At 30.9% G+C, this 23,019-nt stretch carries 25 protein-coding genes; 18 read left to right on the forward strand and 7 right to left on the reverse strand.

Translation table 11 applies throughout. From position 1 onward, the window contains the following. The first annotated feature begins 62 nt into the window (after positions 1-62). The gene (locus Q0O83_RS08790; protein ID WP_294096297.1) at positions 63-611 is read left to right on the forward strand and encodes a hypothetical protein; all 549 of its coding nucleotides are present in this window, start codon (positions 63-65) and stop codon (positions 609-611) included. A gap of 43 nt (positions 612-654) precedes the next feature. Here Q0O83_RS08790 and Q0O83_RS08795 read toward each other — a convergent pair whose 3' ends face one another. The 4 genes from Q0O83_RS08795 to Q0O83_RS08810 form a co-directional block, all read right to left on the reverse strand. Continuing rightward, positions 655-912 carry a GIY-YIG nuclease family protein gene (locus Q0O83_RS08795; protein WP_294096299.1) on the reverse strand — a complete coding sequence of 86 codons (258 nt, stop codon included), beginning with the start codon at positions 910-912 and terminating at the stop codon, positions 655-657. 2 nt (positions 913-914) lie between these two features. Next, positions 915-1,703, reverse strand: coding sequence for a TSUP family transporter (locus Q0O83_RS08800; protein WP_294096301.1), 789 nt, complete (start codon positions 1,701-1,703; stop codon positions 915-917). A gap of 65 nt (positions 1,704-1,768) precedes the next feature. Next, positions 1,769-3,256 (reverse strand): UDP-glucose--hexose-1-phosphate uridylyltransferase, encoded by a 1,488-nt coding sequence (gene galT, locus Q0O83_RS08805; RefSeq protein WP_294096302.1) that lies wholly within the window; start codon positions 3,254-3,256, stop codon positions 1,769-1,771. After that, a complete protein-coding gene (locus tag Q0O83_RS08810; protein ID WP_294096304.1) occupies positions 3,256-4,443 on the reverse strand; it encodes a galactokinase in 1,188 nt (395 codons plus the stop codon). The genes galT and Q0O83_RS08810 overlap by 1 nt, the downstream gene beginning before the upstream one ends. A gap of 192 nt (positions 4,444-4,635) precedes the next feature. Between Q0O83_RS08810 and Q0O83_RS08815 the strand changes: the two genes are divergently transcribed. From Q0O83_RS08815 to Q0O83_RS08875, 13 genes are all read left to right on the forward strand, one after another. Next, entirely contained in the window at positions 4,636-5,802 is a 1,167-nt protein-coding gene (locus Q0O83_RS08815; protein WP_294096306.1) for an ROK family transcriptional regulator, read from the forward strand. A 2-nt stretch (positions 5,803-5,804) separates the two neighbouring features. Continuing rightward, positions 5,805-6,806, forward strand: a complete 1,002-nt coding sequence (locus tag Q0O83_RS08820; protein ID WP_294096308.1) for an aldose epimerase family protein — start codon at positions 5,805-5,807, stop codon at positions 6,804-6,806. 113 nt (positions 6,807-6,919) lie between these two features. Continuing rightward, positions 6,920-8,044, forward strand: a complete 1,125-nt coding sequence (gene ugpC / locus Q0O83_RS08825) for a sn-glycerol-3-phosphate ABC transporter ATP-binding protein UgpC (RefSeq protein WP_294096309.1) — start codon at positions 6,920-6,922, stop codon at positions 8,042-8,044. A 139-nt stretch (positions 8,045-8,183) separates the two neighbouring features. Further along, positions 8,184-8,879 carry a septum site-determining protein MinC gene (locus tag Q0O83_RS08830; protein ID WP_294096311.1) on the forward strand — a complete coding sequence of 232 codons (696 nt, stop codon included), beginning with the start codon at positions 8,184-8,186 and terminating at the stop codon, positions 8,877-8,879. A gap of 20 nt (positions 8,880-8,899) precedes the next feature. After that, positions 8,900-9,691, forward strand: a complete 792-nt coding sequence (gene minD / locus Q0O83_RS08835) for a septum site-determining protein MinD (protein ID WP_294096313.1) — start codon at positions 8,900-8,902, stop codon at positions 9,689-9,691. Between the two features lie 14 nt (positions 9,692-9,705). Further along, entirely contained in the window at positions 9,706-9,960 is a 255-nt protein-coding gene (gene minE / locus Q0O83_RS08840; RefSeq protein ID WP_294096316.1) for a cell division topological specificity factor MinE, read from the forward strand. Positions 9,961-10,019: 59 nt separating this feature from the next. Next, on the forward strand, positions 10,020-10,883 hold the full coding sequence (locus Q0O83_RS08845) for a DMT family transporter (protein ID WP_294096318.1): 864 nt from the start codon (positions 10,020-10,022) through the stop codon (positions 10,881-10,883). A 124-nt stretch (positions 10,884-11,007) separates the two neighbouring features. Then, positions 11,008-12,687 carry an FAD-binding protein gene (locus Q0O83_RS08850; protein WP_294096320.1) on the forward strand — a complete coding sequence of 560 codons (1,680 nt, stop codon included), beginning with the start codon at positions 11,008-11,010 and terminating at the stop codon, positions 12,685-12,687. 117 nt (positions 12,688-12,804) lie between these two features. After that, positions 12,805-13,914: a GGDEF domain-containing protein gene (locus Q0O83_RS08855; RefSeq protein WP_294096323.1), complete on the forward strand. Its 1,110-nt coding sequence runs from the start codon at positions 12,805-12,807 to the stop codon at positions 13,912-13,914. 169 nt (positions 13,915-14,083) lie between these two features. Further along, a complete protein-coding gene (locus Q0O83_RS08860; protein ID WP_294096325.1) occupies positions 14,084-15,037 on the forward strand; it encodes an iron chelate uptake ABC transporter family permease subunit in 954 nt (317 codons plus the stop codon). Beyond that, positions 15,027-15,995, forward strand: coding sequence for an iron chelate uptake ABC transporter family permease subunit (locus tag Q0O83_RS08865; RefSeq protein ID WP_294096327.1), 969 nt, complete (start codon positions 15,027-15,029; stop codon positions 15,993-15,995). The genes Q0O83_RS08860 and Q0O83_RS08865 overlap by 11 nt, the downstream gene beginning before the upstream one ends. Continuing rightward, the gene (locus Q0O83_RS08870) at positions 15,962-16,753 is read left to right on the forward strand and encodes an ATP-binding cassette domain-containing protein (protein ID WP_294096329.1); all 792 of its coding nucleotides are present in this window, start codon (positions 15,962-15,964) and stop codon (positions 16,751-16,753) included. The genes Q0O83_RS08865 and Q0O83_RS08870 overlap by 34 nt, the downstream gene beginning before the upstream one ends. Positions 16,754-16,762: 9 nt before the next feature. Continuing rightward, positions 16,763-17,692: a siderophore ABC transporter substrate-binding protein gene (locus tag Q0O83_RS08875; RefSeq protein WP_294096332.1), complete on the forward strand. Its 930-nt coding sequence runs from the start codon at positions 16,763-16,765 to the stop codon at positions 17,690-17,692. A 162-nt stretch (positions 17,693-17,854) separates the two neighbouring features. On the opposite strand, the gene tnpA is transcribed toward Q0O83_RS08875, so the two are convergent. Beyond that, positions 17,855-18,073, reverse strand: a complete 219-nt coding sequence (gene tnpA, locus Q0O83_RS08880) for an IS200/IS605 family transposase (RefSeq protein WP_294096334.1) — start codon at positions 18,071-18,073, stop codon at positions 17,855-17,857. A gap of 78 nt (positions 18,074-18,151) precedes the next feature. Here tnpA and Q0O83_RS08885 point away from each other — a divergent pair, with 78 nt between their 5' ends. Continuing rightward, positions 18,152-19,267: an RNA-guided endonuclease TnpB family protein gene (locus Q0O83_RS08885; protein ID WP_294096336.1), complete on the forward strand. Its 1,116-nt coding sequence runs from the start codon at positions 18,152-18,154 to the stop codon at positions 19,265-19,267. 56 nt (positions 19,268-19,323) lie between these two features. Here the strand turns inward: Q0O83_RS08885 and Q0O83_RS08890 are convergent, their stop codons facing one another. Next, positions 19,324-19,527: an iron-containing alcohol dehydrogenase gene (locus tag Q0O83_RS08890; RefSeq protein ID WP_294096339.1), complete on the reverse strand. Its 204-nt coding sequence runs from the start codon at positions 19,525-19,527 to the stop codon at positions 19,324-19,326. Positions 19,528-19,538: 11 nt separating this feature from the next. Beyond that, the gene (locus tag Q0O83_RS08895) at positions 19,539-20,147 is read right to left on the reverse strand and encodes a Crp/Fnr family transcriptional regulator (protein WP_294096340.1); all 609 of its coding nucleotides are present in this window, start codon (positions 20,145-20,147) and stop codon (positions 19,539-19,541) included. Positions 20,148-20,263: 116 nt separating this feature from the next. On the opposite strand from Q0O83_RS08895, the gene Q0O83_RS08900 reads away from it, so the two are divergent. The 3 genes from Q0O83_RS08900 to Q0O83_RS08910 are packed head-to-tail and all read left to right on the forward strand — an operon-like array spanning position 20,264 to position 22,954. Continuing rightward, positions 20,264-21,577 (forward strand): thymidine phosphorylase, encoded by a 1,314-nt coding sequence (locus Q0O83_RS08900; protein ID WP_294096341.1) that lies wholly within the window; start codon positions 20,264-20,266, stop codon positions 21,575-21,577. A 44-nt stretch (positions 21,578-21,621) separates the two neighbouring features. Next, the gene (deoC, locus tag Q0O83_RS08905; protein WP_294096343.1) at positions 21,622-22,287 is read left to right on the forward strand and encodes a deoxyribose-phosphate aldolase; all 666 of its coding nucleotides are present in this window, start codon (positions 21,622-21,624) and stop codon (positions 22,285-22,287) included. Between the two features lies 1 nt (position 22,288). Continuing rightward, complete coding sequence (locus tag Q0O83_RS08910) at positions 22,289-22,954, forward strand: Crp/Fnr family transcriptional regulator (RefSeq protein WP_294096345.1); 666 nt, start codon at positions 22,289-22,291, stop codon at positions 22,952-22,954. Positions 22,955-23,019: the final 65 nt, after the last annotated feature.

A 23,019-nucleotide genomic window follows, 5' to 3' on the forward strand; every position in this document is an offset into this window, starting at 1 on the left:
GACTTTATATATTTTATTAAAATAATTATAGAGTTTTATAAGTATTTGGTAACGGGGGAAAAGTGTCTACAATGAAAAATCAAACTAATTATATTTTCTCACATGTGGTATTAAAAAGTAGTTTTTTTGAAGAGGAAAAGGGATTTACTGATATCTTCTTTAAAGGAGAGGATAAAGAGGTAAAAAAATTACTAGAAATTATGTGGGATAAATCTTATGAGATGATGGGAGAAGAAAATACAAAAGATAAGATAGTGAAGCAAGAGTTTAACTGTAAAATAGCGAGAGGAGAAATCGAAAATGATTTTTTATATTGGGCGTTAGAGGTTCCAAATTCAGAGTATCTCGCAGACTCTAAATATGTAGGAGTTTTATATAAATTGGATACTAAGGAAATTGAATATATAACTTTTGAAAAATCTTGTAGTTTTGGTGGAGGTTTATGGATTAAAAATTTGATAAATAAACTTAAAAGGAAACCGAAAGAGGAGCCAAAAGAACAGTTTTTCATAGGTGGTTGGACACCTGAGATGCATCTTAACTATGGGATGGAAAATGATTGTAATTTTGAAGAGTTTGTAGAACTTTTAACAAAAAGATTGAGCAAATAAAATAGGCTTCCACCAAAGTGGAAGCCTATTTTATTTTTCATCCTTACCTATAATTTTGACACAATAGCTCTTTTTCACTCTTCTTCAGAGATTTTATTCTTATCTCCTCTTTAGATGCCTCAGAGCGATTTTCTTTTTCGAAAATAGCCTCAATTTTTATAGGTTTGTGAACTTTTGTATATTTGGCACCTTTGCCATTGCAATGCTGTTCAAATCTTCGCTCAACATCTGTGGTTATTCCTGTATAGAGTGAATTATTTTCACATCTTAAAATATAGACATACCACTTTTTAGCTTCCATTTTTATAAACTCTGTAAAAATGTGATAGCCATTTTTGCAGTTACGATAGTTGTGATGATAAGGAAAACAGGACGAATAAACCCAGTTCCTTTAGTCACAGCAACTTTCGCTCCAGTACTAGCTCCAAATAACATAACCGCTCCAACTGCTAAAGCATATATATAAGCTATCTTTCCATAGTATATGAAAGTTATAACACTAGCTACATTACTAGCTAAGTTTAAAAACTTTGAATTTCCACTACTTCTAATAAAATCAAATTTAAATATTCTAATAAGTCCAAATATTATAAATGAACCTGTACCTGGACCAAAGAAACCATCATAAAACCCTAGAGAGAATGCCAGAAGAATTCCAAGTTTCAAATTAGATGATGTAACTCCTGTGAAGTTGTCACAACTTCCAAGATTTTTATTTTTTAATGTGTAAATTAATACCGCCACTAAAAGTCCAAAAGCGATAGGATAAAGATATTTAGAATCTATCAGCATAACTGATTTTACTCCTAAAATAGCTCCAATAAATGAGAAAGGAACCAGATATTTAATCAAATCCCAATTTATCTTTCCTGAACGAGCAAATTTTAAAGCACTTCCACTACTTGAGAAAAAAGCAGCTAATTTGTTTGTTCCAAGTGCCATATGTGGATCTAGTCCAGCAGCTAAAAAGGCAGGTAGACTTATAAGTCCTCCACCGCCAGCGATGGCATCAACAAAAGCAGCACAAAAGCAAGCTGATGCTAAAAACATAAAATTAATAATTGAAATCTCTGAAAAAAATAGTTCTAACATGTAAAGTCCCCCGAATGATTTATTTACTTTTTAGTATATCATCTAAAGAATTTTTACACAATAGTTTATAAGCTGTTCATGAACTTTTGGAAAGCTTCTTTTCCAAGGGTATCTCGTTTAAATACTCCAGCATGCTCTAGAACAGTATTGAAAGTTCTTCCAATCTCCTCTTTTAAAACTTCATTATCTATCACCTCATCTCTTCTAGAAGAGATTTCATTTATCCAATCAAAATGCTTTCCAAGAGTTGGGTCATTTTTTAAATTCTCTTTCCAATTTTGATTTTTTAAAGCTATTTCTAAAAGTTTCATCTCTTCTGCCAATCTCCCGGGTAGAATAGCAAGCCCCATAACTTCAATAAGACCGATATTCTCCTTTTTTATATTGTGAACCTCAGAGTGTGGATGGAAGATTCCCATAGGATGCTCATCGGATGTTCTATTGTTTCTTAAAGCTAAATCCATTTGGAATTTTTTACCAACTCTTCTAGCGATAGGAGTTACAGTATTATGTGGTATATCCCCTGAATGTGAATGTAGCTGCACACTTTCATCACTGTAATTTTTCCAAGAGTTAAAAATGTGCTCAGCAGCTTTTGCTAAAGTTTCTTTATCATCGGCTGTGATTCTGATAACAGATATAGGCCATTTCACAATTCCACACTCTATCTCTGGGAAACTTTTAAGAGTGAAACTATTTTCAATGTTAGATTTCTCCATAGGGAAAGTATGTTTTCCAGCTTGATAGTGATCATGAGATAGAATCGATCCACCAACTATTGGAAGATCAGCGTTTGATCCAATGCAGTAGTGTGGAAACTGCTCTACAAACTCTAAAAGACGATCGAAAGTATCTTTACTCATCTTCATAGGTCTATGCTCTTCACAGAAAACTATAGAATGTTCGTTATAATAAACGTATGGTGAAAATTGTAAGTGCCAATTTTCAGATTTTAAAGTCATTGGAATAACTCTGTGTGTACTTCTAGCTGGATGATTTAAACGACCTGCATATCCAACGTTATCTAGACAAAGTAAGCAGCTAGGATATGAAGATTTTGGCATAGTTTTCTCTCTTTCAATATCCTTTGGATCCTTCTCGGGCTTAGCTAGATTTATTGTAATCTCTAAATCTCCGTAAGGAGTTGGTGAATACCAGTGTAGATTTCTTTTTATTCTAGCATCTCTGATATAGTTTGTAGCTTTAGAGAAGTTGTAATAGTTTAAAGTTGCAACTTCTGGTGAAACTGCATAGTCGGCTTTGAATTTATCTATAACAGTTTTTGGTCTAGGAGTTATACAGTTCATAATCTTTGTATCTAAAAGTTCCATCTCTGCTGGAGAGTTACTTATAAGATTATTTTTTATAGCCCAGTCACAGATATCTAAAAGTATAATCTCTATATCTCTTTCGGTTTTAGGAGTTTCATCTTTCCAATCGTTCAGATTTAAACTGTCTAAAATTAGATTTCTAGAGTAGATAACTTCATCTTTTTCAATTAGGTTGTTTTCAATTCCATAGTTTAAAAGTTCATTTATAAGTGAAAATATCATTAGAAATCACCTAACTTTCTAGCTCCATCGCCTGGATTGCCTATATAAAAGGCTGCTTCTAAACCAGTCTTTTCAAAATATTTTTTTCCAACGTGAGCTATAAAATCTTCAAGAGCTTCATTTTTAACAAGAGAAACAGTACATCCTCCAAATCCAGCTCCAGTCATTCTAGAACCGATTGTTCCCTTCTCCTCTAGTGCAGCTTCAACTAAGCTATCAAGTTCAAATCCAGTAACTTCGTAGTCATCTCTAAGTGAGTTGTGAGATTCTATCATCAGCTCACCAAATTTATTGATATCTCCAGCTTTTAAAGCTGCCATAGCATCTAACACTCTAACGTTTTCAGTGACAGCATGTCTCACTCTAGAAATAGCTTCATCTGATTTTATATGGTGTTTAACATTTTCGAAAAGTTGTATATCCATATCACAAAGTGAATTGATTTCGACTTTGGCATCTTTTAAATCTTTTAAAGCACCATCACACGAAGCTCTTCTTTCGTTGTATTTAGATTCTCCAAGCCCTCTTCTTTTGTTTGTATTTGCAATAACGATAGAGATATCGTTTAGCATAAATGGAGCGTATGTATAATTTAAAGTGTTGCAATCTAAAAGTATGGCGTGGTCTTTTTTACCCATTCCGATAGAGAATTGATCCATAATACCGCAGTTAACTCCGATAAATTCATTTTCAGTTTTTTGACATAGTTTTACCATTTCGACCATATCTACATCTAAGTTGAAAAGATTTTTTATGATAACTGATGTTAAAACTTCAATTGAAGCTGATGAAGATAATCCAGCTCCGTTTGGAATATTTCCGTAGAATAAAACATCAAAACCAGAATCGATTTTAAATCCAGCATCTAAGAAAGTTTTTATAACCCCTTTTGGATAATTAGCCCAGTCATCTTTTTTATCATATATTAAAGAGTCTAAAGAGAACTCGATTGTCCCTAACTCTTTGAAGTTTTCAGAGAACATTCTAAAGTTTTTATCCTCTCTTTTAGTTACAACAGCGTATGTTCCAAAGTCTAAAGCACAAGGGAAAACTTTCCCACCGTTATAGTCTATATGTTCTCCTATTAGATTAACTCTTCCAGGTGCGAAGAAAACTTCTGTAGGGGTTGTAGTATCTTTTTTAAATTCGTTTTTAAAGTTTTGCACTAAGTTTTTTACAAGTTCCATAAATAATCTCTCCTTTTTTAGCTCTTTTGTTAGTTTTGATTTGAGTATACTGTAAAAAAAAATGTTTTAAAAGATAAAAATGTTATTTTGAAACAAACTTACTTAAAAAAGTAAAAAAAGTAGTTCTTAAATACATTGACTAAAATATAAAATAAAGGTTATTATTGAAGTATAGAGTTGATGGAGGGGAATATGAAATTTACACAGTCTCAATTGAGAATATTAGAGATGATTAAAAATAAAAATAGAATATGTAGAAAGAAAATAGCAGAAGAGCTAGAGCTTACACCAGCAGCGATAACAAAATCTATTGATCCACTTCTTCAATGTGGAGTCGTTTTAGAGGCTGCTCAAAGAGAGTCAACTGGTGGAAGACGGGCAATTGACTTATCCTTAAATAAATATTGGGTAGGAAAAATATTGGGGATATCTTTAACTCCAACCTCGGTTATAACATCTGTTGGAAATATAGAGGGAGAGATTTTTAGAACTAATAGATATAAAATCGATGAAAGCGAGGAGCTTATATCCTATCTAGAGGAGATAATTGAGATTGAGTTAGAAAAAGAATCGGAAATTAAAGTGATTTCAATGGCTATAACAGGGCTTATCAATTCTGAAAATGGAGTTATTCTGTTTTCACCGCACTATAAAAGAAAAAAAATCAATATAAAAGAGAGAGTAGAGAAAAAATTTGGAATTTCAGTATTGGTTGAAAATGATGTTAGAGCGATGGCTTTAACAGAGAGATATTTTGGTACAGCAAAAGATAGTGAAAATTATGTTGTTTTAAATGTTTCAGAGGGAATAGGAAGCTCTATTTTTATGAATGGAGATTTGTTATCAGGACATGGCTTTATTTCTGGTGAGATAGGGCATGTTGTTATGGATAGAAGTAGTTTAAGAAGATGTTCGTGTGGGAAAAGAGGCTGTTTAGAAGCAGAAGCATCAAACGCAGCTATTATAAATAGATTGGTATCAATGATAAAGTTAAATAACTATAGCTCTTTGAAGGAAAAATTGAAAGCAGAGGGGTCGATAGATATTTTAGATGTTTTAAAAGGTGTGAAAGAGAGAGATTTTTTAAGTACAAAGGTTAGTACTGAAGCTATGGTTATAATAGCTCACAGCATAGATATGATTATATCTCTTGTAAATCCAGAGAAGATAGTTTTAGTTGGTGAAATTTTTAAAGAAAATTTGTTATTAAATACTTTGAAGTTAGAATTACAAAAGGTCACGTTAGAAGAGCAGAAATATGATTTGGTGGTCTCAGAAACTTTAAATGAGATGCATGTTTACAATCCTATCTCGGTTGTAAGACATAATCTTTTTAGAAAAAATATATGGAGGGGATAGTTATGATATTGAAGGTTTCAGAATTTGGAAAAACTGATGATGGGCAAGAGGTTTTACTTTATAACTTCCAAAATGAGTTTATAGAGTTAGAGATTATCTCTTATGGAGGGATTATAAAATCTTTAAAAACAGCCGATAAAAACAGAAAATTTGAAAATATTGTACTCGGGTATGAAACTTTAAAAGAGTATAAAAAAGATGATTGTTATCTTGGAGCTATAACAGGAAGAGTTGCTGGAAGAATAAAAGATGGCATTTTAAAAATTAAAAATGATGTATATAGTTTAGAAAAAAACAACAGTGGAAATAATTTGCATGGAGGACCCGTAGGCTTAAATAGTAGAGTTTGGAAAGGTCATGCAGAGGTTGTAGGAGAAAAGGGTATTTTAACCTTAACTTATAAAAGTTTACATCTAGAATCTGGATTTCCTGGGGAAGTAGATTTTAAAGTTCAATATACTTTAGAAAAAAATAGATTAGAGATAGATTATTTAGGTGAAAGCGACAGAGATACATATATAAATTTAACAAATCATAGTTATTTTAATTTGAGTGGAGATGCTAAAAGGGATATAAGAGGAAGTGATGTAAAAATAAATGCTTCGGCTTATGGAGTTGTTGATGAAAGAACATTGCCGATATCTTTAGACAAAACAGCTGATTTTATAAAATTTAATTGTTTTGAAAACTTGGGTGAGGTTTTAGAAAAAGATAGTTCACAAATTGCAGTTGTAGGAGGGGGGCTAGATCATCCTTTCGAAATGAGTAAAGAATATGAGTATGATATAGAGTTTAAAGATGAAATTTCAGGAAGAAGTATGAAAGTTAAAAGTAGTGAGCCTGTAGCTGTTATATACACAGGAAATTATTTGAATAAAAAACATAATGGAATCTGCTTTGAAATGCAAGATTATCCAGATGTAATTAATTTTTTACCTGAGAAAGTTAAAATCTATAATAAAAATATGGTATATAAAACTAAAACTATTTTTATTTTTAACTAATTGTTAATAAAAAGTAAAAAAAGTGTTAAAAATAAACAAAAAAACTTGATTTTTGAAAAAAGTTGCTATATAATGACCTCAGATTTAGTAAATAAAGAGGAGGAAGAATTAATATGGCAGAAGTAGTGTTAAAAAAAGTTGAGAAACAATATCCAAATGGGTTTAAGGCAGTTCATGGAATCGATCTTGAGATTAAAGATGGGGAGTTTATGGTTTTCGTTGGACCATCTGGTTGTGCAAAATCAACTACTCTAAGAATGGTTGCAGGATTAGAGGAGATAACAGGTGGAGAAATCTACATAGGAGAGAAGCTAGTTAATGACTTACCTCCTAAAGATAGAGGAATTGCAATGGTTTTCCAAAACTATGCACTTTACCCTCATATGACAGTTTATGATAATATGGCATTCGGTCTTAAAATGGCAAAGGTACCTAAAGGTGAGATTGATAAAAGAGTTAAAGAAGCAGCAGAAAAATTGGAGATAACAGATCTTTTAGATAGAAAACCAAAAGAGATGTCTGGAGGACAAAGGCAAAGGGTTGCAGTAGGAAGAGCGATTGTTAGAAAACCAGAAGTTTTCCTATTCGATGAGCCACTTTCTAATCTAGATGCAAAATTAAGAGTATCTATGAGAGTTAGAATTACTCAACTTCATAAGCAGTTAAAAGAAGAGGGACAAAATGCAACTATGATTTATGTTACTCATGACCAAGTTGAAGCGATGACAATGGGAGATAGAATCTGTGTATTAAACTACGGTAAAATAATGCAAGTTGATACTCCATTAAATCTATATAATAGTCCGGCAAATAAATTCGTTGCAGGATTTATCGGTTCACCTGCTATGAATATTGTAAAAGCTTCTTTAATTACAGAAGGAGAAAATGTTTTGGTGAAGTTAGCTAATGGAGATAAGTTAGTATTGCCAAAAGCTAAAGCTGAAAAGGTAAAAGGGCAAATTGGAAAAGATGTTTGGTTTGGAATTAGACCAGAAAATGTAGGAAATAAAAATACAGCTAAAGTTGGAGATGCTTCTTTAGTTGGAAAAGTAAATATAGTAGAGCAAATGGGTAACGAAGAGTTTATATATTTCTTTATTGGGGATGCTCAATATACTGCTAGAATTCCTGCTGAAAAATCAACAGGAGCAAACTTTAATCAGAAAGATGAGTTTTATTTTGAAATGGATAAATGTCATATATTTGATATAGAATCTGAGAAAAATTTAACAATTTAACATAGAGAAAATGGGCCCCGAAAAAAGGGCTCGTTTTTTTTGTATAAAAAAACTATAAATTGATAAATTGATTGAAGTTTGAACATAAAAGTGCTATAATTTGATGATATGTAAAAAATAAAATTAGGAGCGTACAAATATGAACGACTGTGTAATTTTAAAAGGAAAAAAGGACAGATTGGTTGTACAATTAGATAGTAATATCGATTTTAGTTCTTTAAAAGATAAATTTTCTGAAAAGATTAAACAGGCAGAAGCATTTATTGGTGATACAAAAATAGCCATTGAATTTACAAATAGAAAACTTACAGAAATAGAGGAAAATATATTAATCGGAGTGATTACTAAAGAAACAAAAATAAAAATAGCTTTTATTTTTTCAGAGAAATCAATATTTTCACAATTACCAGTAGGAGAATTTAAGCTTCCTTTTAACAATATAAAAGATGTAACAGATGAAGGAGTTACGAAATTTCATAAAGGGACTTTACGTTCAGGTCATAACTTAGAGTTTGATGGAAACGTAGTCGTTTTAGGAGATGTAAATCCTGGAGCTGTAATAAAAGCAAAAGGAAATGTAGTTGTATTAGGTTATCTAAATGGAACTGTATATGCAGGTGAAGATGATGGATCTGAAGCATTTGTAGGTGCTTTTTCACTGAATCCTATTCAAATAAAAATTGGGCAGGTTATTGCAAAAAATCCAAGTACAAATGTGTTAGATGTCAACAAGGTTAAGAAAACTTTAGATTTTGAAGTAGCCTATTTAAAAGATGGAAATATATTTATTGAAAAGTTCAATAAAGCTACCTTAGAACATATGATAAAAATATAGTAAAAAAAACAGGAGGAATTATGGGAAAAGTTATAGTAATTACTTCAGGTAAAGGTGGAGTAGGAAAGACGACGAGTAGTGCAAATTTAGGGGCTGCACTAGCTATGGAAAATCAAAAGACCCTGCTAATTGATACGGATATTGGACTTAGAAATTTAGATGTTGTAATGGGGTTAGAAAATAGAATTGTTTATGATTTGATAGATGTGATAGAGGGGACTTGTAAACCAAAGCAAGCTATTATAAAGGATAAGAGAAATGACAATTTACATCTTTTACCAGCGGCTCAATCTAGAGATAAAAATGCAGTTACCCCAGAACAAATGAGAGAGTTAATTGATACACTGAAAACTGAATATGATTTTATATTAGTTGATTGTCCTGCAGGAATAGAGCAAGGATTTAAAAATGCTATTGCAGGTGCAGAGGAAGCGTATGTTGTAACAACTCCAGAAATTTCTGCTGTAAGAGATGCAGATCGTATTATTGGATTATTAGAAGCTAATGAGATTAGAAATCCTAAGCTTATTGTAAATCGTCTTAGAGTAGAGATGGTTAAAGATGGAAATATGTTAAGTGTAGAGGACGTAACAGATATTTTAGGAATAAAGCCTATCGGAATTGTTCCAGATGATGAAAATATAGTTATATCTACAAATAAAGGAGAGCCTTTAGTTTATAAAGGTGAATCTTTAGCAGCAAAGGCATACATGAATATAGCAAGCAGAACTCTTGGACAGAACGTAGAATTTTTAGATTTAGATCCAAAAGTTGGTTTCTTTGACAAAATAAAAGAGATATTTAAGAAATAAAAGGAGGATAGACTATGGGATTTTTTAACTTTTTAACTAAAGAAAAATCTAGTTCAGTAGCAAAGGATCGTCTAAAGTTGGTACTGATTCATGATAGAGCTATGCTTTCTCCAAAAACATTAGAGGCATTAAAAAATGAGATTATATCTGTAATCTCAAAATATGTAGATATAGATAAGGATGCCTTAAATATCGAGGTTTCACAAGAGTCTGAAACTGGAAGGGAAACAGCGTTAATAGCGAACATACCTATAAAAATAAAGAAATAGTACTTTGAGTGCTATTTTTTTTTATTATTATTAAAAGAGACGAGAAAAGGGGGATTAAAATGAAAAAAGAAAATTTAAGTAAAGTGTTATTGATTTTAGTTGCGATGATTTGGGGAAGTGGATTTCCAGCTACAAAAATAATTTTAGATACAGGGATTCAACCCTATGAGTTTTTAGCTATTAGATTTTTTATAACAGCTGTTGTAATGTTTTTGATTATGAGAGTAAAAAAAGTAGAAATAGAAAAAGAAGCGATTAAACTAGGGTTGGTTGCAGGGATAGTTTTATTTTTAGCTTTTGCTTTTCAGACGGTTGGATTGGTTTATACAACAGCATCTAAAAATGCATTTATAACTGGTGCTAATGTAATTTTTGTTCCTTATATAGCGTGGATATTTACTAAAGAAAAACCTAAATTTATATATGTAATCTCATCTCTTATCTGTTTTTTAGGACTTGGGATACTATCGTTTGAAAGAGATTTTAGAATTAATTTTGGGGATTTTTTAACTTTTATTTCAGCTATTTGTTTTGCTTTACAGATTGTTGTAATTGGAAGTCGTATAAAAAATAGAAATCCATTTATAGTTAATGGATTTCAAATGTTTTCAGCAGGAATTGTAGCGATTTTGATGAATATATTATTTGAAGGTGGATCAATTTTAAGTAGAAGCTATGATTTAAAACAAGTTTTGGCATTAGGATATATAATAGCATTTAATACATTTATATGTTATTCGATTCAGACTTATGCACAGAGAGAGATAAATCCGAGTCAAGTTTCTCTTATTTTGACAACTGAGATTATTTTCGGTGCTTTATTTTCAATTTTGGTTTTAGGGGATAAGATGACACTTCAAGTTATAATTGGAGGAATTTTAATATTTGGATCAGTACTTTTAACAGAGATAAAAAAGAAGTAAAGATTAGGAGGCTCTATCAATTTGAATATATATTTTGAAAATAAGGTGAAAATATTGATAAATAGCTGAATATATGGTATTATTTCTTTGAATATTTATTCAAAGAAAATTTAAAGGGGTAATAATGAAAGTAAATAGGTGTAAATTAGCAATTCTTTTGGCGAGTTTAATGTTAGTAGCTTGCGGAACAAAAGAGAAATCTGTAATTGGAAAGGGAAATGGATTCTCTGGAGAGATTAAAGTAAATGTTGTGACAAAGGGAGATAAAATTGAAAATCTTGAGTTAGTTTCAGACAATGAGACATCTCATATTATTTCAAGATCATTCCCAATTCTAAAAGATAGAATTTTAAAAGCACAATCTCCAATAGTTGATAGTGTATCAGGGGCAACATACACATCTTTAGGGGTTAAAAGAGCGGTAGCAGCAGCACTTAAAGAGGGTGGAAAAGATTTCGGTAGAGTAACTATCAACACAAAAGGGCCAGAAAAACCAGTGGCATTTTTAGAACCAATTGCAACAGATTTAGTTATTGTTGGTGGAGGACCAGCAGGTCTTGCAGCAGCGATATCTGCTAAAGAAGCCGGATTAAATAATATAGTATTGATTGAAAAGCTAGATATATTAAGTGGAAATGGAAAGTACGATATGAACTTCTATGACTTAATAAACTCTGAAGCTGAGAAAAAAGCGGGAGTAGAGGATTCAGTAGAAAAGTTAATAGCTGATAATGCAAATTGGATGGATACTCCAGAAAGAACAAGAGCTCAAGCAGAAGGGGCTTCTAAGTTAGATGTATGGCTTAGATCTATGGGAATAAAATTAGAACATTACTATGGAAAAAGAGGGCATATGGCTAAGAGTGATGCTTATGCTGGAGAAGAGGTTCAAGATGGAATGGAAGCAAAAGCTAAGAGTCTTGGAATCGATATAAGAACTGGAACTAAGGGAACAGACTTAATTATAGAAAATGGTATCGTAAAAGGAATTAAAGTTCAAAACGAAAATAACTTCTATGATATAAATGCTAAAGCTGTTGTTATAGCAACAGGAGGATTCTCAGCAAATAAAGAGTTATTAGCAAAATATTCTCCAGGAACAGAGAAGTTACAAACTTCAAACCAACTTGGAGCAACAGGAGATTTCATTCCTGTATTCGAAGAAAATGGAATAGCGTTAGCTAACTTAGAGGAACTGAATCTATTCCCGTTCATAGTTAGAACTACTAGAGATTTAACAGGTGGCGGAGATGGATTTATGCTTGTTAACAGCAATGGAGAGAGATTCATGAATGAAAATATCTCTAAAGATGAGAGATTTAAAGCAGCTCAAACAATCTTAGCTCAACCAGCTGGAAAGGCTTTCTATATCTATGATGAGGCTCTATATGCCTCAAGCTACCGTTTACAAAAGCATACTGCTAAAGGGTATCATGTAAAAGCGGATACGTTAGAGGAGTTAGCAAAGAAATTGGGAGTTCCAGCAGAGAAGTTAGTAGAGACAAGAGATTCATTTAATAAAGCTATTCGTGGAGAAGCTGAAGATCAATTTAGAGCTAAGCCATTTAAAAGAGAGTTTAGAACAGAGGGGCCATTCTACGGTGTTCAAGTTGAGTCAGCAGTTCATATGACAAGAGGTGGAGTTGTAGCAAACGAGGAAACTGAAGTTTTAAATACAAATGGTGAAGTCGTTTCTGGATTATTTGCTGCAGGAGAGGTTACAAATAGTAGTGCGGCTTATAGTGCTGCAGTAATATTTGGACGTATAGCAGGAGAAAACGCAGTTAAATTTATTAATAAATAATTTTTATCAAACAAAGTGACAGAGAAAAGGAAATTAATTTTCATTTCTCTGTTTTTTTTATTGAAAATGTGTTACAATACTACACGGAAGATTAAAAAAACATTAAAGAGGTATTGAATGTTTAAAAATTTATTATTAGATAACTTAACAATAGGAATATTAGTATTAAATCAAGAGTTTGAAGTAAAATACCTAAATAAATACATGAAAGAAATTTTAAAACAATATTTTAAAAATATAGATATGAAATATTTTAAAATCAGTGATACATTAAAGAATAAATTAGGAAAATTACATTTAGAAGTAAAAGAATGTGAAATAGAGATAGATAAAGAAAAATATATTCAAATAGAGTTTCATGATGTGAGTCGTTTGAAAAATCTGGAAAAAGATTTAGAGGAGAAATCGAAGCATAAAAATAAATTAGTTGCGATGTTAGATACAGTTCAAGATTTTATTTTTTATTTGGACTCAGAAGGGCGATTAGAGTATTATAATAAAGCCTATGCAGAGTATTTAAATATCCCCTATGAGGATCTGTATGGAAGAAAAGAGATTGAATTCTTTTCAGAAGAGATGACCAAAAAATGTTTAGAAAATAATAGAATAGCTTTTGAAGAGGGAAACTTCTATGAAGAGGAGTATCTCGATGGCAGATGGTATCAAACTTTTAAATCAAGAGTTGACTTAGATAATAATGAGTATGGTATTTTAGCTATGGTTAAAGAGGTCACAGAATATAAGAGAAAAAGTTTAGATTTAAGAGAAAAGGTTTATAAAGATCTATTAACTGGGATTTATAATAGAAACTTTTATGAGGAAAAAATCAGAGAAATTTTTAAAGAAAATACAGAAAAAATATTTTCAATGATGCTTATAGATATTGATAAATTTAAAGAGATAAACGATTCTAGAGGCCATGATATAGGAGATTTAGTATTAAAGAAGTTAGCAGATATTCTAAAAAGTAGTATTAGAAAAAATAGTGATTATATAATAAGAATGGGTGGAGATGAATTTTGTCTAGTCATTGAAGCTGATTTAGAGGATTTAAAAAGAATCTATTGCAGAGTTGAAAAAGAAATAGAGAAGCAAAATAGCATTAGAGAGTTTTGTTTTGGAATTAGTACTGGATTAGTTCAAAGAAAGAGCGGGGAAAAGTTAGATAATTTCTATAAAAGAGCTGATATTGAATTATATAAGAAGAAAAAAAATAAATTTAATTAATAATAATAAAAACCTTAAAAACCCTTTAAATAGGGTTTTTTTTAAGATAAAAAAATTCTTGATAAAAAAAATAAAGAAAATAGTTTGAAATTGTAAGTTTATTGTTGACAAAGCATAATCTTTTGCTATAATTTAATTTGTAAAACAAAATATCGAAAGAGGAGATTAAATGAAAAACTTTACAATAACAGCATTTATCATTTTTCTATCAATAGCCTCTATTTTTTTAGGTGTAGCAACAGTTAATTTATCGGATATTTTTGTTGTAGGGACGAACAGTAACAATATAATATTTCTAAGTAGAATCCCAAGAACAATAAGTATCATAACAGCAGGATTTGGAATGAGTATTTGTGGTTTAATTATGCAACAACTTACTATGAATAAGTTTGTGTCTCCGACAACTGCTGGAACAGCTGACTCTTCAAAATTAGGGATTTTGATAGCTTTACTATTTTTTCCAACAGAATCGATTATATTTAAAATGTTAATCGCAACAATGTTCTCAATAGCAGGAACATTCCTTTTCTTAGGAATAGTAAGAAAAATAAAAATAAAGGACAATGCCTTAGTACCACTAATCGGGATGATGATAAGTGGAATACTGAGTTCAATAACGATGTTCTTTGCCTATAAGGGTGATTTGATTCAAAGTATTAACAGTTGGCTTTTTGGTGATTTTTCAGGTGTATTAAAAGGGAATTATGAACTATTATATATAACAATTCCTTTAGTTTTAACTGCTTTCTTTTATTCAAAGCAGTTCACAATCTCAGGAATGGGAGAGGAGTTTGCAATAAATCTGGGAATAAATTATAAATTTATTGTAAATATTGGTTTAATTTTAGTTTGTTTTATATCTTCGTTAGTGATGATAACAATAGGTGGAATACCATTTTTAGGATTGATAATTCCAAATATAGTTTCAATGTTCTTTGGGGACAATTTATCAAAAAATCTTTATATAACAGGGGCTTTGGGAAGCTTATTTCTTCTGTTATGTGATATTTTAGGAAGATTGATTATATATCCTCATGAAATTCCAATAGGAATGATAACAGGAGTATTCGGAAGTGGAATATTCTTAATCATGATAATTAGGAGGTTGAACTTTGAGGAATAAAGATAAAAAGATAGAAAATATATTACTGCTTCTTTTAGTAGGAGTACTTATAGCAATTGCACTTTTCCTGTTTATAGGTGTAAATAAAAATAATTTTAGGTACTTAATAGAAACAAGAGGTATAAAAATCTTAGCAATAATTTTAAGTGGAACATGTGTGGCAGTATCAACGTTGATATTTCAGACAGTTACAGACAGTAGAATATTAACTCCAAGTGTTATGGGGCTAGATGCTATGTATGGATTCTTACAAACAATGACAATTTTTATGTTTAGAAAAATGATTCCAAGTTTAACAGCACCAATTCCAAAGTTTTTTATAACTATTGGACTTATGGCAGCGGTAAGTATCTTCCTTCAACAATTTTTTACAGGAAAAAGTAAAGGTAAACTACTCTATATGATTCTGATAGGAATGGTAGTTGGAACATTCTTGGATAGTTTATCAAATGGAATTCAAATGATTATGGACCCTGATGAGTTCTTAGTGTTACAAAGCAGTTTATTTGCAAGTTATAATAGAGTTAATACAACACTATTACTAATAGCGTATATAATTGTTGGTGCTATATTTGTATGGTTAAGAAAAGATACAAGAACATTAGATGTTATGAGTTTAGGATATAGTCAATCTATAAACTTAGGTTTAGATTATAAAAAGTTATTAAGAAAAAATCTGACTATAGTTGGAATATTAGTTTCTATCTCAACTGCACTAGTAGGACCAGTGGTTTTCTTAGGACTTTTAACAGTTAATATATCAAAAGAGCTACTAAAAACATATAAGCATAAATATTTAGTTGTAGCTTCTATTTTTATGAGTATCTTGTCTTTATTAGTTGGACAGATGATAGTTGAAAGAATATTCAATAATAGTTTCCCAGTAGGAACAATAATCAACTTTGTTGGTGGAATGTATCTATTATGGATTCTATTAAAAGAAAGGAAGGTTGGTTAAAGATGATTGAAATAAAAAATGTCAGTAAAAGTTATAGATCAAAACATGTTGTAAATAGTGTAACTACAGATATTCCCGAGGGAAAGATAACATGTATAATAGGACCAAACGGAGCTGGGAAAAGTACGCTATTAAATATGATAAGTCGTTTGACACCTTTAGATTCGGGTGAGATAAAAATTGATGGAAAAGCGATTGGAGATTGGGATAAAGCAGAACTTGCTAAAACAATAGCAACACTGAAGCAAGAGAATAGTACAAATGTAAGACTTACGGTTTATGAGTTGATTTCATTTGGAAGATTCCCTCACAGTGGTGGAAGATTGAATGATGAGGATAAAAGAGTTATAGAAGAAGCGATTGAATATATGAACTTAGGAGAGTTTAGAGATAAGTACTTGGATGAATTGAGTGGAGGGCAAAGACAAAGAGCTTATATAGCTATGACAATTGCTCAAAACACAAAGTATATATTACTAGATGAACCTCTAAATAACTTAGATATGAAGAGTTCAGTAGCTATGATGAAAATTTTAGATAAGCTTGTAAAAGATTTTAATAAAACAATAGTTATAGTAATGCATGATATAAACTTTACATCAGTTTATTCAGATTATATTTTAGCAATGAAAAATGGAAAATTAAAACATATGGATAAAACTCAAAATGTTGTTGTAAAAGAAACTTTAGAAAAACTTTATGAGATGCCGTTCCATATTCAAGAGATTAACAATAAAAATATCTGTGTTTACTTCTAGGAGGAGAAAATGAAAAAAATATTAGCTTTATTAGCAGTAGTTATAGCGGTTTGTATAGGAGCATTTTTCTATTTATCAGGTGGAACAGAGGAAACTACGCCTGTAGAAAAAATAACAATTAACCATGTGATGGGAACTACTGAGGTTCCAAAAAATCCAACAAGAGTAATTGTGTTTGATTACGGAATTGTAGAGATGTTAGATACTGTAGGTGTTGAGGTTATAGGATTACCAAAAGATAGTTTACCTAAATTCTTAGAAAAGTTTAAGGATGAAAAATATGTAAATGTTGGAGGATTAAAAGATCCTAATTTAGAAAAAATATATGAGTTAAAGCCAGATTTAATAATTGTAGCGGGAAGACAAGAACCTTTCTACGATCAATTATCTAAAATAGCTCCAACAGTTGGATTAACAACAACAGGAGATGACTATTTAGATACTTTAAAAGTAAATGTAAAAATGATGGGAGAAATATTCTCTAAGCAAGTTGAATTAAATAAAGAGTTAGCAACTTTAGAAACTAACTTAAAAGAGGTTAAAGATAAAGTAGAATCTCAAAATTTAAATGCTTTAGTGGTTCTTTCAAACAACGGAAAGTTATCAGCTTATGGATTAAAATCAAGATTTGCAATTATTCATGATCACTTTGGATTTAAAACAGTAGAGGATATCGCTGCTTCAACTCATGGAAGTAAAGTTAACTTTGAATATCTTTTAGAAAAAAATCCAAACTACATCTTTGTAGTAGATAGAAATGCTGTAAATGGTGGAGAAGTATCAGCAAATAAAGCTTTCGATAACGATATTGTAAAAGCAACAGATGCTTATAAAAATGGAAATATTATATTCTTAGATGCAGAGACTTGGTACACTGCAACTGGTGGGATAAAAACAACTCAAAAAATGATTGATGAAGTTAAAGCTGGATTAAAGTAATTAAAATGAAAAATAAAAAGCACAGTTGGATTAAATAAATCTTCCTGTGCTTTTTTTATCAAAACGCCCCGAGAAAACCTCTTCCTCTATTAGGGAGAGGATGAATCGGGGCAATCTTTTTAGTTTTCAGTTCCTTGCGATTCAATATACCGCTTGATAGTTTCAATTGTTGCTCCACCAGTGCTTAATATGCAAATGGTCTTCTTCTCCATTTACCTCTAAAACACTACCGCCTTTGACACTTAATAATCTCTTTGATATTTCTTTTAAATCTTCCAAAACATCCTCATTAATACATTTTCTACGATATTTTGTAATTACAACTAAATGATAAGTTAAATTGTAGATAGAATGTCTATTCTTTTTAAATTCAGTATTCATAACCACGCACTCCTTTACAACTAATTTTAAATATGGTATTATCATAGCATATAAAATTTAAAAATGGAGGTGAAAACTATGAAGACATATAATTTAGCTTTTAAATATAGAATCTATCCTAATGAAACTCAAGCGAATACAATTAATCAAACTTTTGGTTGCACTAGACTTGTGTATAATAGATTTTTGGGTCAAAGAAAAGAATTGTATGAGACAGAGAAAAAATCTGTAACTTACAATACCCAAGCTAAAGAGCTTGTACCGCTTAAACTTGAACTACCATTCTTGAAAGAGGTTGATTCAATCGCATTACAGCAAGCACTTAAAAATTTAGAAACTGCATATAAGAATTTCTTTCAAAAGAGAACTAGCTTTCCTAAGTTTAAATCTAAAAGGTCAACTAGAAAATCGTACAATACAGTATCTACAAGTAATAATATTAGAGTTGAAGGAAATTTTCTGAAACTTCCAAAGCTAGGTTTAGTTAAAATTAAACTTCATAGACAGATACCTCAAAATTATGTGATTAAATCAGCTACCATTAGCCAAGAGCCTAACGGTGCTTACTACGTTTCTTTACTAACTGAATTTGAAAAGGATATTAAAGAAGTTCCAAGCGATAATAATATTGTTGGGCTTGATTTTGCTATGTCTGAACTTTTTGTTAGCTCCGATAACCAAAGGGCTGACTATCCTAGATTTTTTAGAAAGTTAGAAGCTAAACTCGTTAAAGCTCAAAGAGAATTATCAAGAAAAGTTAAGTTCTCCCAAAATTGGTATAAAGCAAAATTAAAAGTTGCTAAAATTCATAACCTTATCAAAAACAATAGAAAAGATTTTTTACACAAATTATCAACTGAACTTGTAACTAAGTATAACGCGATAATACTTGAAGACCTTAACATGAAAGGCATGAGTCAAGCGTTGAATTTTGGTAAATCTGTCGCTGATAACGGCTGGGGAATATTTACAACTATGCTCCAATACAAATCAATGTTTTTAGGAAAACAAGTAATTAAAATTGACAAGTGGTTTCCATCGTCAAAAACTTGTTCATTTTGTGGTTCAGTAAAAACTGAACTGCCACTATCTTCAAGAGTTTACAAATGCAATGAATGTAACTCAGAGATAGATAGAGACTTAAACGCAAGTATAAATATTCGTGAGGTTGGTAGAGAGCTACTAGCCTATTAAAACATATAACAGGGTAGGAACTACCCACAGAGCGTGATTAATATATCTGACATGAGTCAGATACTTCCCACGAAGCCCCGCCCTCTATTAGGGCGGTGGTAGTTCACAACTTCATCATACAAACCATTTTTTTTAATACTATTTTTTCCGTAAAGAAGTAAAACTTTTGAAGCGTGTTTTTTAACCTCTTTTCCTACATTTGAAACCTGATTTTCTCCAAATAAAATTCTAGTTGGAACATCATAAATAAAATTTTTCATAAACCCCTCCTCTATAAAATTTTGATAGAATTTCTATCTTTAGAAATAGTTTTATTTTTAACGTAAAAGGCTATTATTCTAGTTAGGTTTCTATAACTTATATTCAATCTAGCTGAAAGTTCATCAAGGGATTTAAAGTTTATCTCTCCATCACTATCTTGAATATATTTTAGAAAAATATCTTTAGCTTTTAAAGTACTTTTATAAAATATAGCTTTATTGGTATTTAATAATTTTTTATTTCCTTCAATAGCTAAAAATTTCCAGAAATTTATATTTTCATTTAAAAATTCTCTAGCGACAACAAAAGGAAGAAGGATTACACTCACATCATTTTTAGCAACAACATCAAATAATACCTCTTGCTTATTAATAAATTCAATATCTCCAAAAATTTCTAAAGGTTTTAAGATATTTAAACAAACTTGATTTCCATTATCTAATATACACGAAACTTCAACAGTTCCTTCAACAACGAAGTAAATACTGTTCGTTCCTTTGTGAGCTTCTAAAATATACTCTCCTTTTTTATAATGTCTGAGAAGCAGTTTTTCTTGAACTTCTTTAACTAAAATTTCGTCTAATTTAAATAGACTTATATAATTAAGTATTTTATTCATAAATTCTCCTTATTGGGCCATATGTCCTATCTATTGTATAAGAATTTATATATCATAAAAATAGAAAAAATGCTAGAAAAATATATAAAATATGAAAATAAAACGAGGTGGAGTATATGAGAGCGGTAGATATTATTCAAAAAAAGAGAGACAATATTGAACTTACATCAGAAGAGATGAGTTTTTTACTGGGAGAATATTTACAAAATAGAGTTCCTGATTACCAGATGTCATCATTTTTAATGGCTGTTTATTTCAATGGAATGACTAAACCTGAGCTTAAAGTTTTTACAGAGCTTATGATGAATAGTGGTGAGATTATAAAATTTGATGGAATAGAAAAGTTCTTAATAGATAAACACTCTACAGGTGGAGTAGGAGATAAAACTACAATAGCTCTTGCAGGTCTTTTTGCAGCGTTCCACATAGGAACGGCAAAACTATCAGGAAGAGGTTTAGGGCACACAGGTGGAACGATAGATAAGTTTGAGGCTATTGATGGATTCCATTTCCCTGAAACTAGAGAAGAGTTAGTAAAAATGGTAAATAGTGTTGGAACAGGTATTATGGGATACTCTGATACAATTGTTCCTTTAGATAAAAAATTATACTCTCTAAGAGATGTAACCGCTACGGTATCGAGCATACCACTAATAGCAAGTTCAATAATGAGTAAAAAGTTAGCTGTTTATGCAGATGGAATTATATTAGACGTTAAAGTTGGTTCTGGAGCTTTCATGAAAAACTTAGAAACAGCTAAAGAGTTAGCAAGAACAATGATAGATATTGGAGATTCGTTTGATAGAAAAGTTGTAACTCTTCTAACGGATATGGATCAACCTTTAGGATATGCAGTTGGAAATAGTAATGAAATTATTGAGGCTATTGAAACTTTAAAAGGAAGAGGACCAGAGGATTTCACAGAACTTGTAGAAACTATAGTAGCGACAGCTCTTCAAATTAAGGGTGATGTAAAAACTTTAGAAGAGGGTAAAACTCTTGTTCATAAAGCTATCAAAAGTGGAGCTGCAATTCAGCACTTAAAAGATTTTATAGAAGCTGCAGGGGGAAATCCAGCATTAGTTGATGATTACACACTTCTTCCAAGCTTTAAATCAGAATACTTCTTTAAAGCCAAAAAATCAGGATGGATATCTAAGATAGAAGCTGAAGAGATTGGAAAATCAGCTATGGTTTTAGGAGCTGGAAGAGCTACGAAAGAGGATGTAATAGATCATTCAGTTGGTGTTTTATTGACGAAAAAAGTTGGAGATTATGTTGAAGCTGGAGAAATTTTAGCAATAGTTCAACATAATGATAAAAACTTAGAATCATCTATAAAGTTTTTAGAGGGTGCATATACAATAGTAGATGAAAAAGTAGAAAAAAATAAAGTTATTCTAGAAATTTTATCTAATATTGGGTTATAATAGGGTAATTAAATTTATAAAAAATTTAGGAGGAAAGATAAAGAATGAATTTAAGCAGATATATTGATCATACAGTATTAAAGGCTACAACAGAACCAAAGGATATTTTAAAGTTATGTAAGGAAGCTAAAGAGCACAACTTTTTCTCAGTTTGTGTAAATGGATCTTACGTTGCATTAGCAGCAAAAGAGTTAGAAGGATCAGAGGTTAAAGTTTGTTCTGTGATAGGATTCCCGCTAGGAGCAATGTCAACGGCTTCAAAAGTTTTCGAAGCAAAAACTGCTATAGAGGATGGAGCATCTGAGATTGATATGGTTATCAATATTGGAATGTTAAAAGCTGGAGAAACTGAGTATGTAAAAAATGAAATAGCAGCTATAAAAGAAGCTATTGGAAGTAACGTTTTAAAAGTTATAATTGAAAACTGTTACCTTACAGATAACGAGAAAAAAGTTGCTACTGCACTTTGCTTAGATGCAAAGGCTGATTTTGTAAAAACATCTACAGGGTTTGGAACAGGTGGAGCTACATTTGAAGATATCGCACTAATGAAAGAGATTGTTGGAGATAAAGCTGAACTAAAAGCTGCAGGTGGAGTTAGAGATTTAGCTACTGCAGAAAAGTTTATATCTTTAGGTGTAACAAGATTAGGGACAAGTTCTGGAGTTGAATTGGTGACTACAGGAACTGCAGATCCAAACAAATACTAATATGAATACAGACTATTTAAACAGTTTTTTAGGAAAAGAGTGTTTGAATGATTTATTAAGAGTTTCTCACTGCCAAGAATATAAAGTAGGGGAAACTCTTTTTTTAGAACACTCTTTTTGTGAAAATGTATATTTTGTAATCAGTGGAAATGTTACAGTTTATAAAGATAATTCAGATGGAAAAAGAAAAATAATCTATCTTTTAGGAGAGGATTCATTTTTAAATGATACGATGGTATATGATGAGAGTGAAAAAACTAGTGTGAGTTGTGATGCTTTTACAGATGTAAAAACTTTAGTCATTCCAGTTAAAGAGCTTAGAAGATTGATTGTAAAACATCCTGATTTAGCGATATTAATAATAAAATCTCTTTCAAAAAAAACAAAACGTTTGTATAGACAACTAAAAAATACAACAACAATCTCTATGGATAAAAAAATTGCAGCAAAATTGTGGAAACTTGCAAAAGATTTTGGCTATGAAGCAAATGAGTATCATGGATTTACAGTAAAAGTAAATAACACATATCTAGCAGATATGCTTGGAACAAATAGAGAGACTGTTTCAAGAGGAGTAAAAAAGTTAAAAGAGTTAGGATTAGTAAAAGTTGAAAACAACTCAATTTTTATTTTAAAATCTAAAATAAAAGATTTCTACAGAGAGTAGGATATGAGGTAAAGAAAGCGTAAAAGTAAAGGTAGGAATACTTTCAAAATTATGCTATAATTATG

Source organism: uncultured Cetobacterium sp. (genome assembly GCF_945952365.1).
In the GTDB taxonomy this organism is placed as follows: Bacteria; Fusobacteriota; Fusobacteriia; order Fusobacteriales; family Fusobacteriaceae; genus Cetobacterium_A.

What these genes read in the sequence shown, in the direction of transcription:
- minD (WP_294096313.1), top strand. Translation starts at nt 8,900, where the DNA reads ATGGGAAAAGTTATAGTAATTACTTCAGGTAAAGGTGGAGTAGGAAAG.
- Q0O83_RS08800 (WP_294096301.1), bottom strand. Translation starts at nt 1,703, where the DNA reads ATGTTAGAACTATTTTTTTCAGAGATTTCAATTATTAATTTTATGTTT.
- Q0O83_RS08900 (WP_294096341.1), top strand. Translation starts at nt 20,264, where the DNA reads ATGAGAGCGGTAGATATTATTCAAAAAAAGAGAGACAATATTGAACTT.
- Q0O83_RS08910 (WP_294096345.1), top strand. Translation starts at nt 22,289, where the DNA reads ATGAATACAGACTATTTAAACAGTTTTTTAGGAAAAGAGTGTTTGAAT.
- ugpC (WP_294096309.1), top strand. Translation starts at nt 6,920, where the DNA reads ATGGCAGAAGTAGTGTTAAAAAAAGTTGAGAAACAATATCCAAATGGG.
- minE (WP_294096316.1), top strand. Translation starts at nt 9,706, where the DNA reads ATGGGATTTTTTAACTTTTTAACTAAAGAAAAATCTAGTTCAGTAGCA.
- deoC (WP_294096343.1), top strand. Translation starts at nt 21,622, where the DNA reads ATGAATTTAAGCAGATATATTGATCATACAGTATTAAAGGCTACAACA.
- galT (WP_294096302.1), bottom strand. Translation starts at nt 3,256, where the DNA reads ATGATATTTTCACTTATAAATGAACTTTTAAACTATGGAATTGAAAAC.
- Q0O83_RS08810 (WP_294096304.1), bottom strand. Translation starts at nt 4,443, where the DNA reads ATGGAACTTGTAAAAAACTTAGTGCAAAACTTTAAAAACGAATTTAAA.
- Q0O83_RS08855 (WP_294096323.1), top strand. Translation starts at nt 12,805, where the DNA reads ATGTTTAAAAATTTATTATTAGATAACTTAACAATAGGAATATTAGTA.
- Q0O83_RS08850 (WP_294096320.1), top strand. Translation starts at nt 11,008, where the DNA reads ATGAAAGTAAATAGGTGTAAATTAGCAATTCTTTTGGCGAGTTTAATG.
- Q0O83_RS08860 (WP_294096325.1), top strand. Translation starts at nt 14,084, where the DNA reads ATGAAAAACTTTACAATAACAGCATTTATCATTTTTCTATCAATAGCC.
- Q0O83_RS08870 (WP_294096329.1), top strand. Translation starts at nt 15,962, where the DNA reads ATGGATTCTATTAAAAGAAAGGAAGGTTGGTTAAAGATGATTGAAATA.
- tnpA (WP_294096334.1), bottom strand. Translation starts at nt 18,073, where the DNA reads ATGAATACTGAATTTAAAAAGAATAGACATTCTATCTACAATTTAACT.
- Q0O83_RS08815 (WP_294096306.1), top strand. Translation starts at nt 4,636, where the DNA reads ATGAAATTTACACAGTCTCAATTGAGAATATTAGAGATGATTAAAAAT.
- Q0O83_RS08885 (WP_294096336.1), top strand. Translation starts at nt 18,152, where the DNA reads ATGAAGACATATAATTTAGCTTTTAAATATAGAATCTATCCTAATGAA.
- Q0O83_RS08890 (WP_294096339.1), bottom strand. Translation starts at nt 19,527, where the DNA reads ATGAAAAATTTTATTTATGATGTTCCAACTAGAATTTTATTTGGAGAA.
- Q0O83_RS08895 (WP_294096340.1), bottom strand. Translation starts at nt 20,147, where the DNA reads ATGAATAAAATACTTAATTATATAAGTCTATTTAAATTAGACGAAATT.
- Q0O83_RS08830 (WP_294096311.1), top strand. Translation starts at nt 8,184, where the DNA reads ATGAACGACTGTGTAATTTTAAAAGGAAAAAAGGACAGATTGGTTGTA.
- Q0O83_RS08795 (WP_294096299.1), bottom strand. Translation starts at nt 912, where the DNA reads ATGGAAGCTAAAAAGTGGTATGTCTATATTTTAAGATGTGAAAATAAT.
- Q0O83_RS08845 (WP_294096318.1), top strand. Translation starts at nt 10,020, where the DNA reads ATGAAAAAAGAAAATTTAAGTAAAGTGTTATTGATTTTAGTTGCGATG.
- Q0O83_RS08875 (WP_294096332.1), top strand. Translation starts at nt 16,763, where the DNA reads ATGAAAAAAATATTAGCTTTATTAGCAGTAGTTATAGCGGTTTGTATA.
- Q0O83_RS08820 (WP_294096308.1), top strand. Translation starts at nt 5,805, where the DNA reads ATGATATTGAAGGTTTCAGAATTTGGAAAAACTGATGATGGGCAAGAG.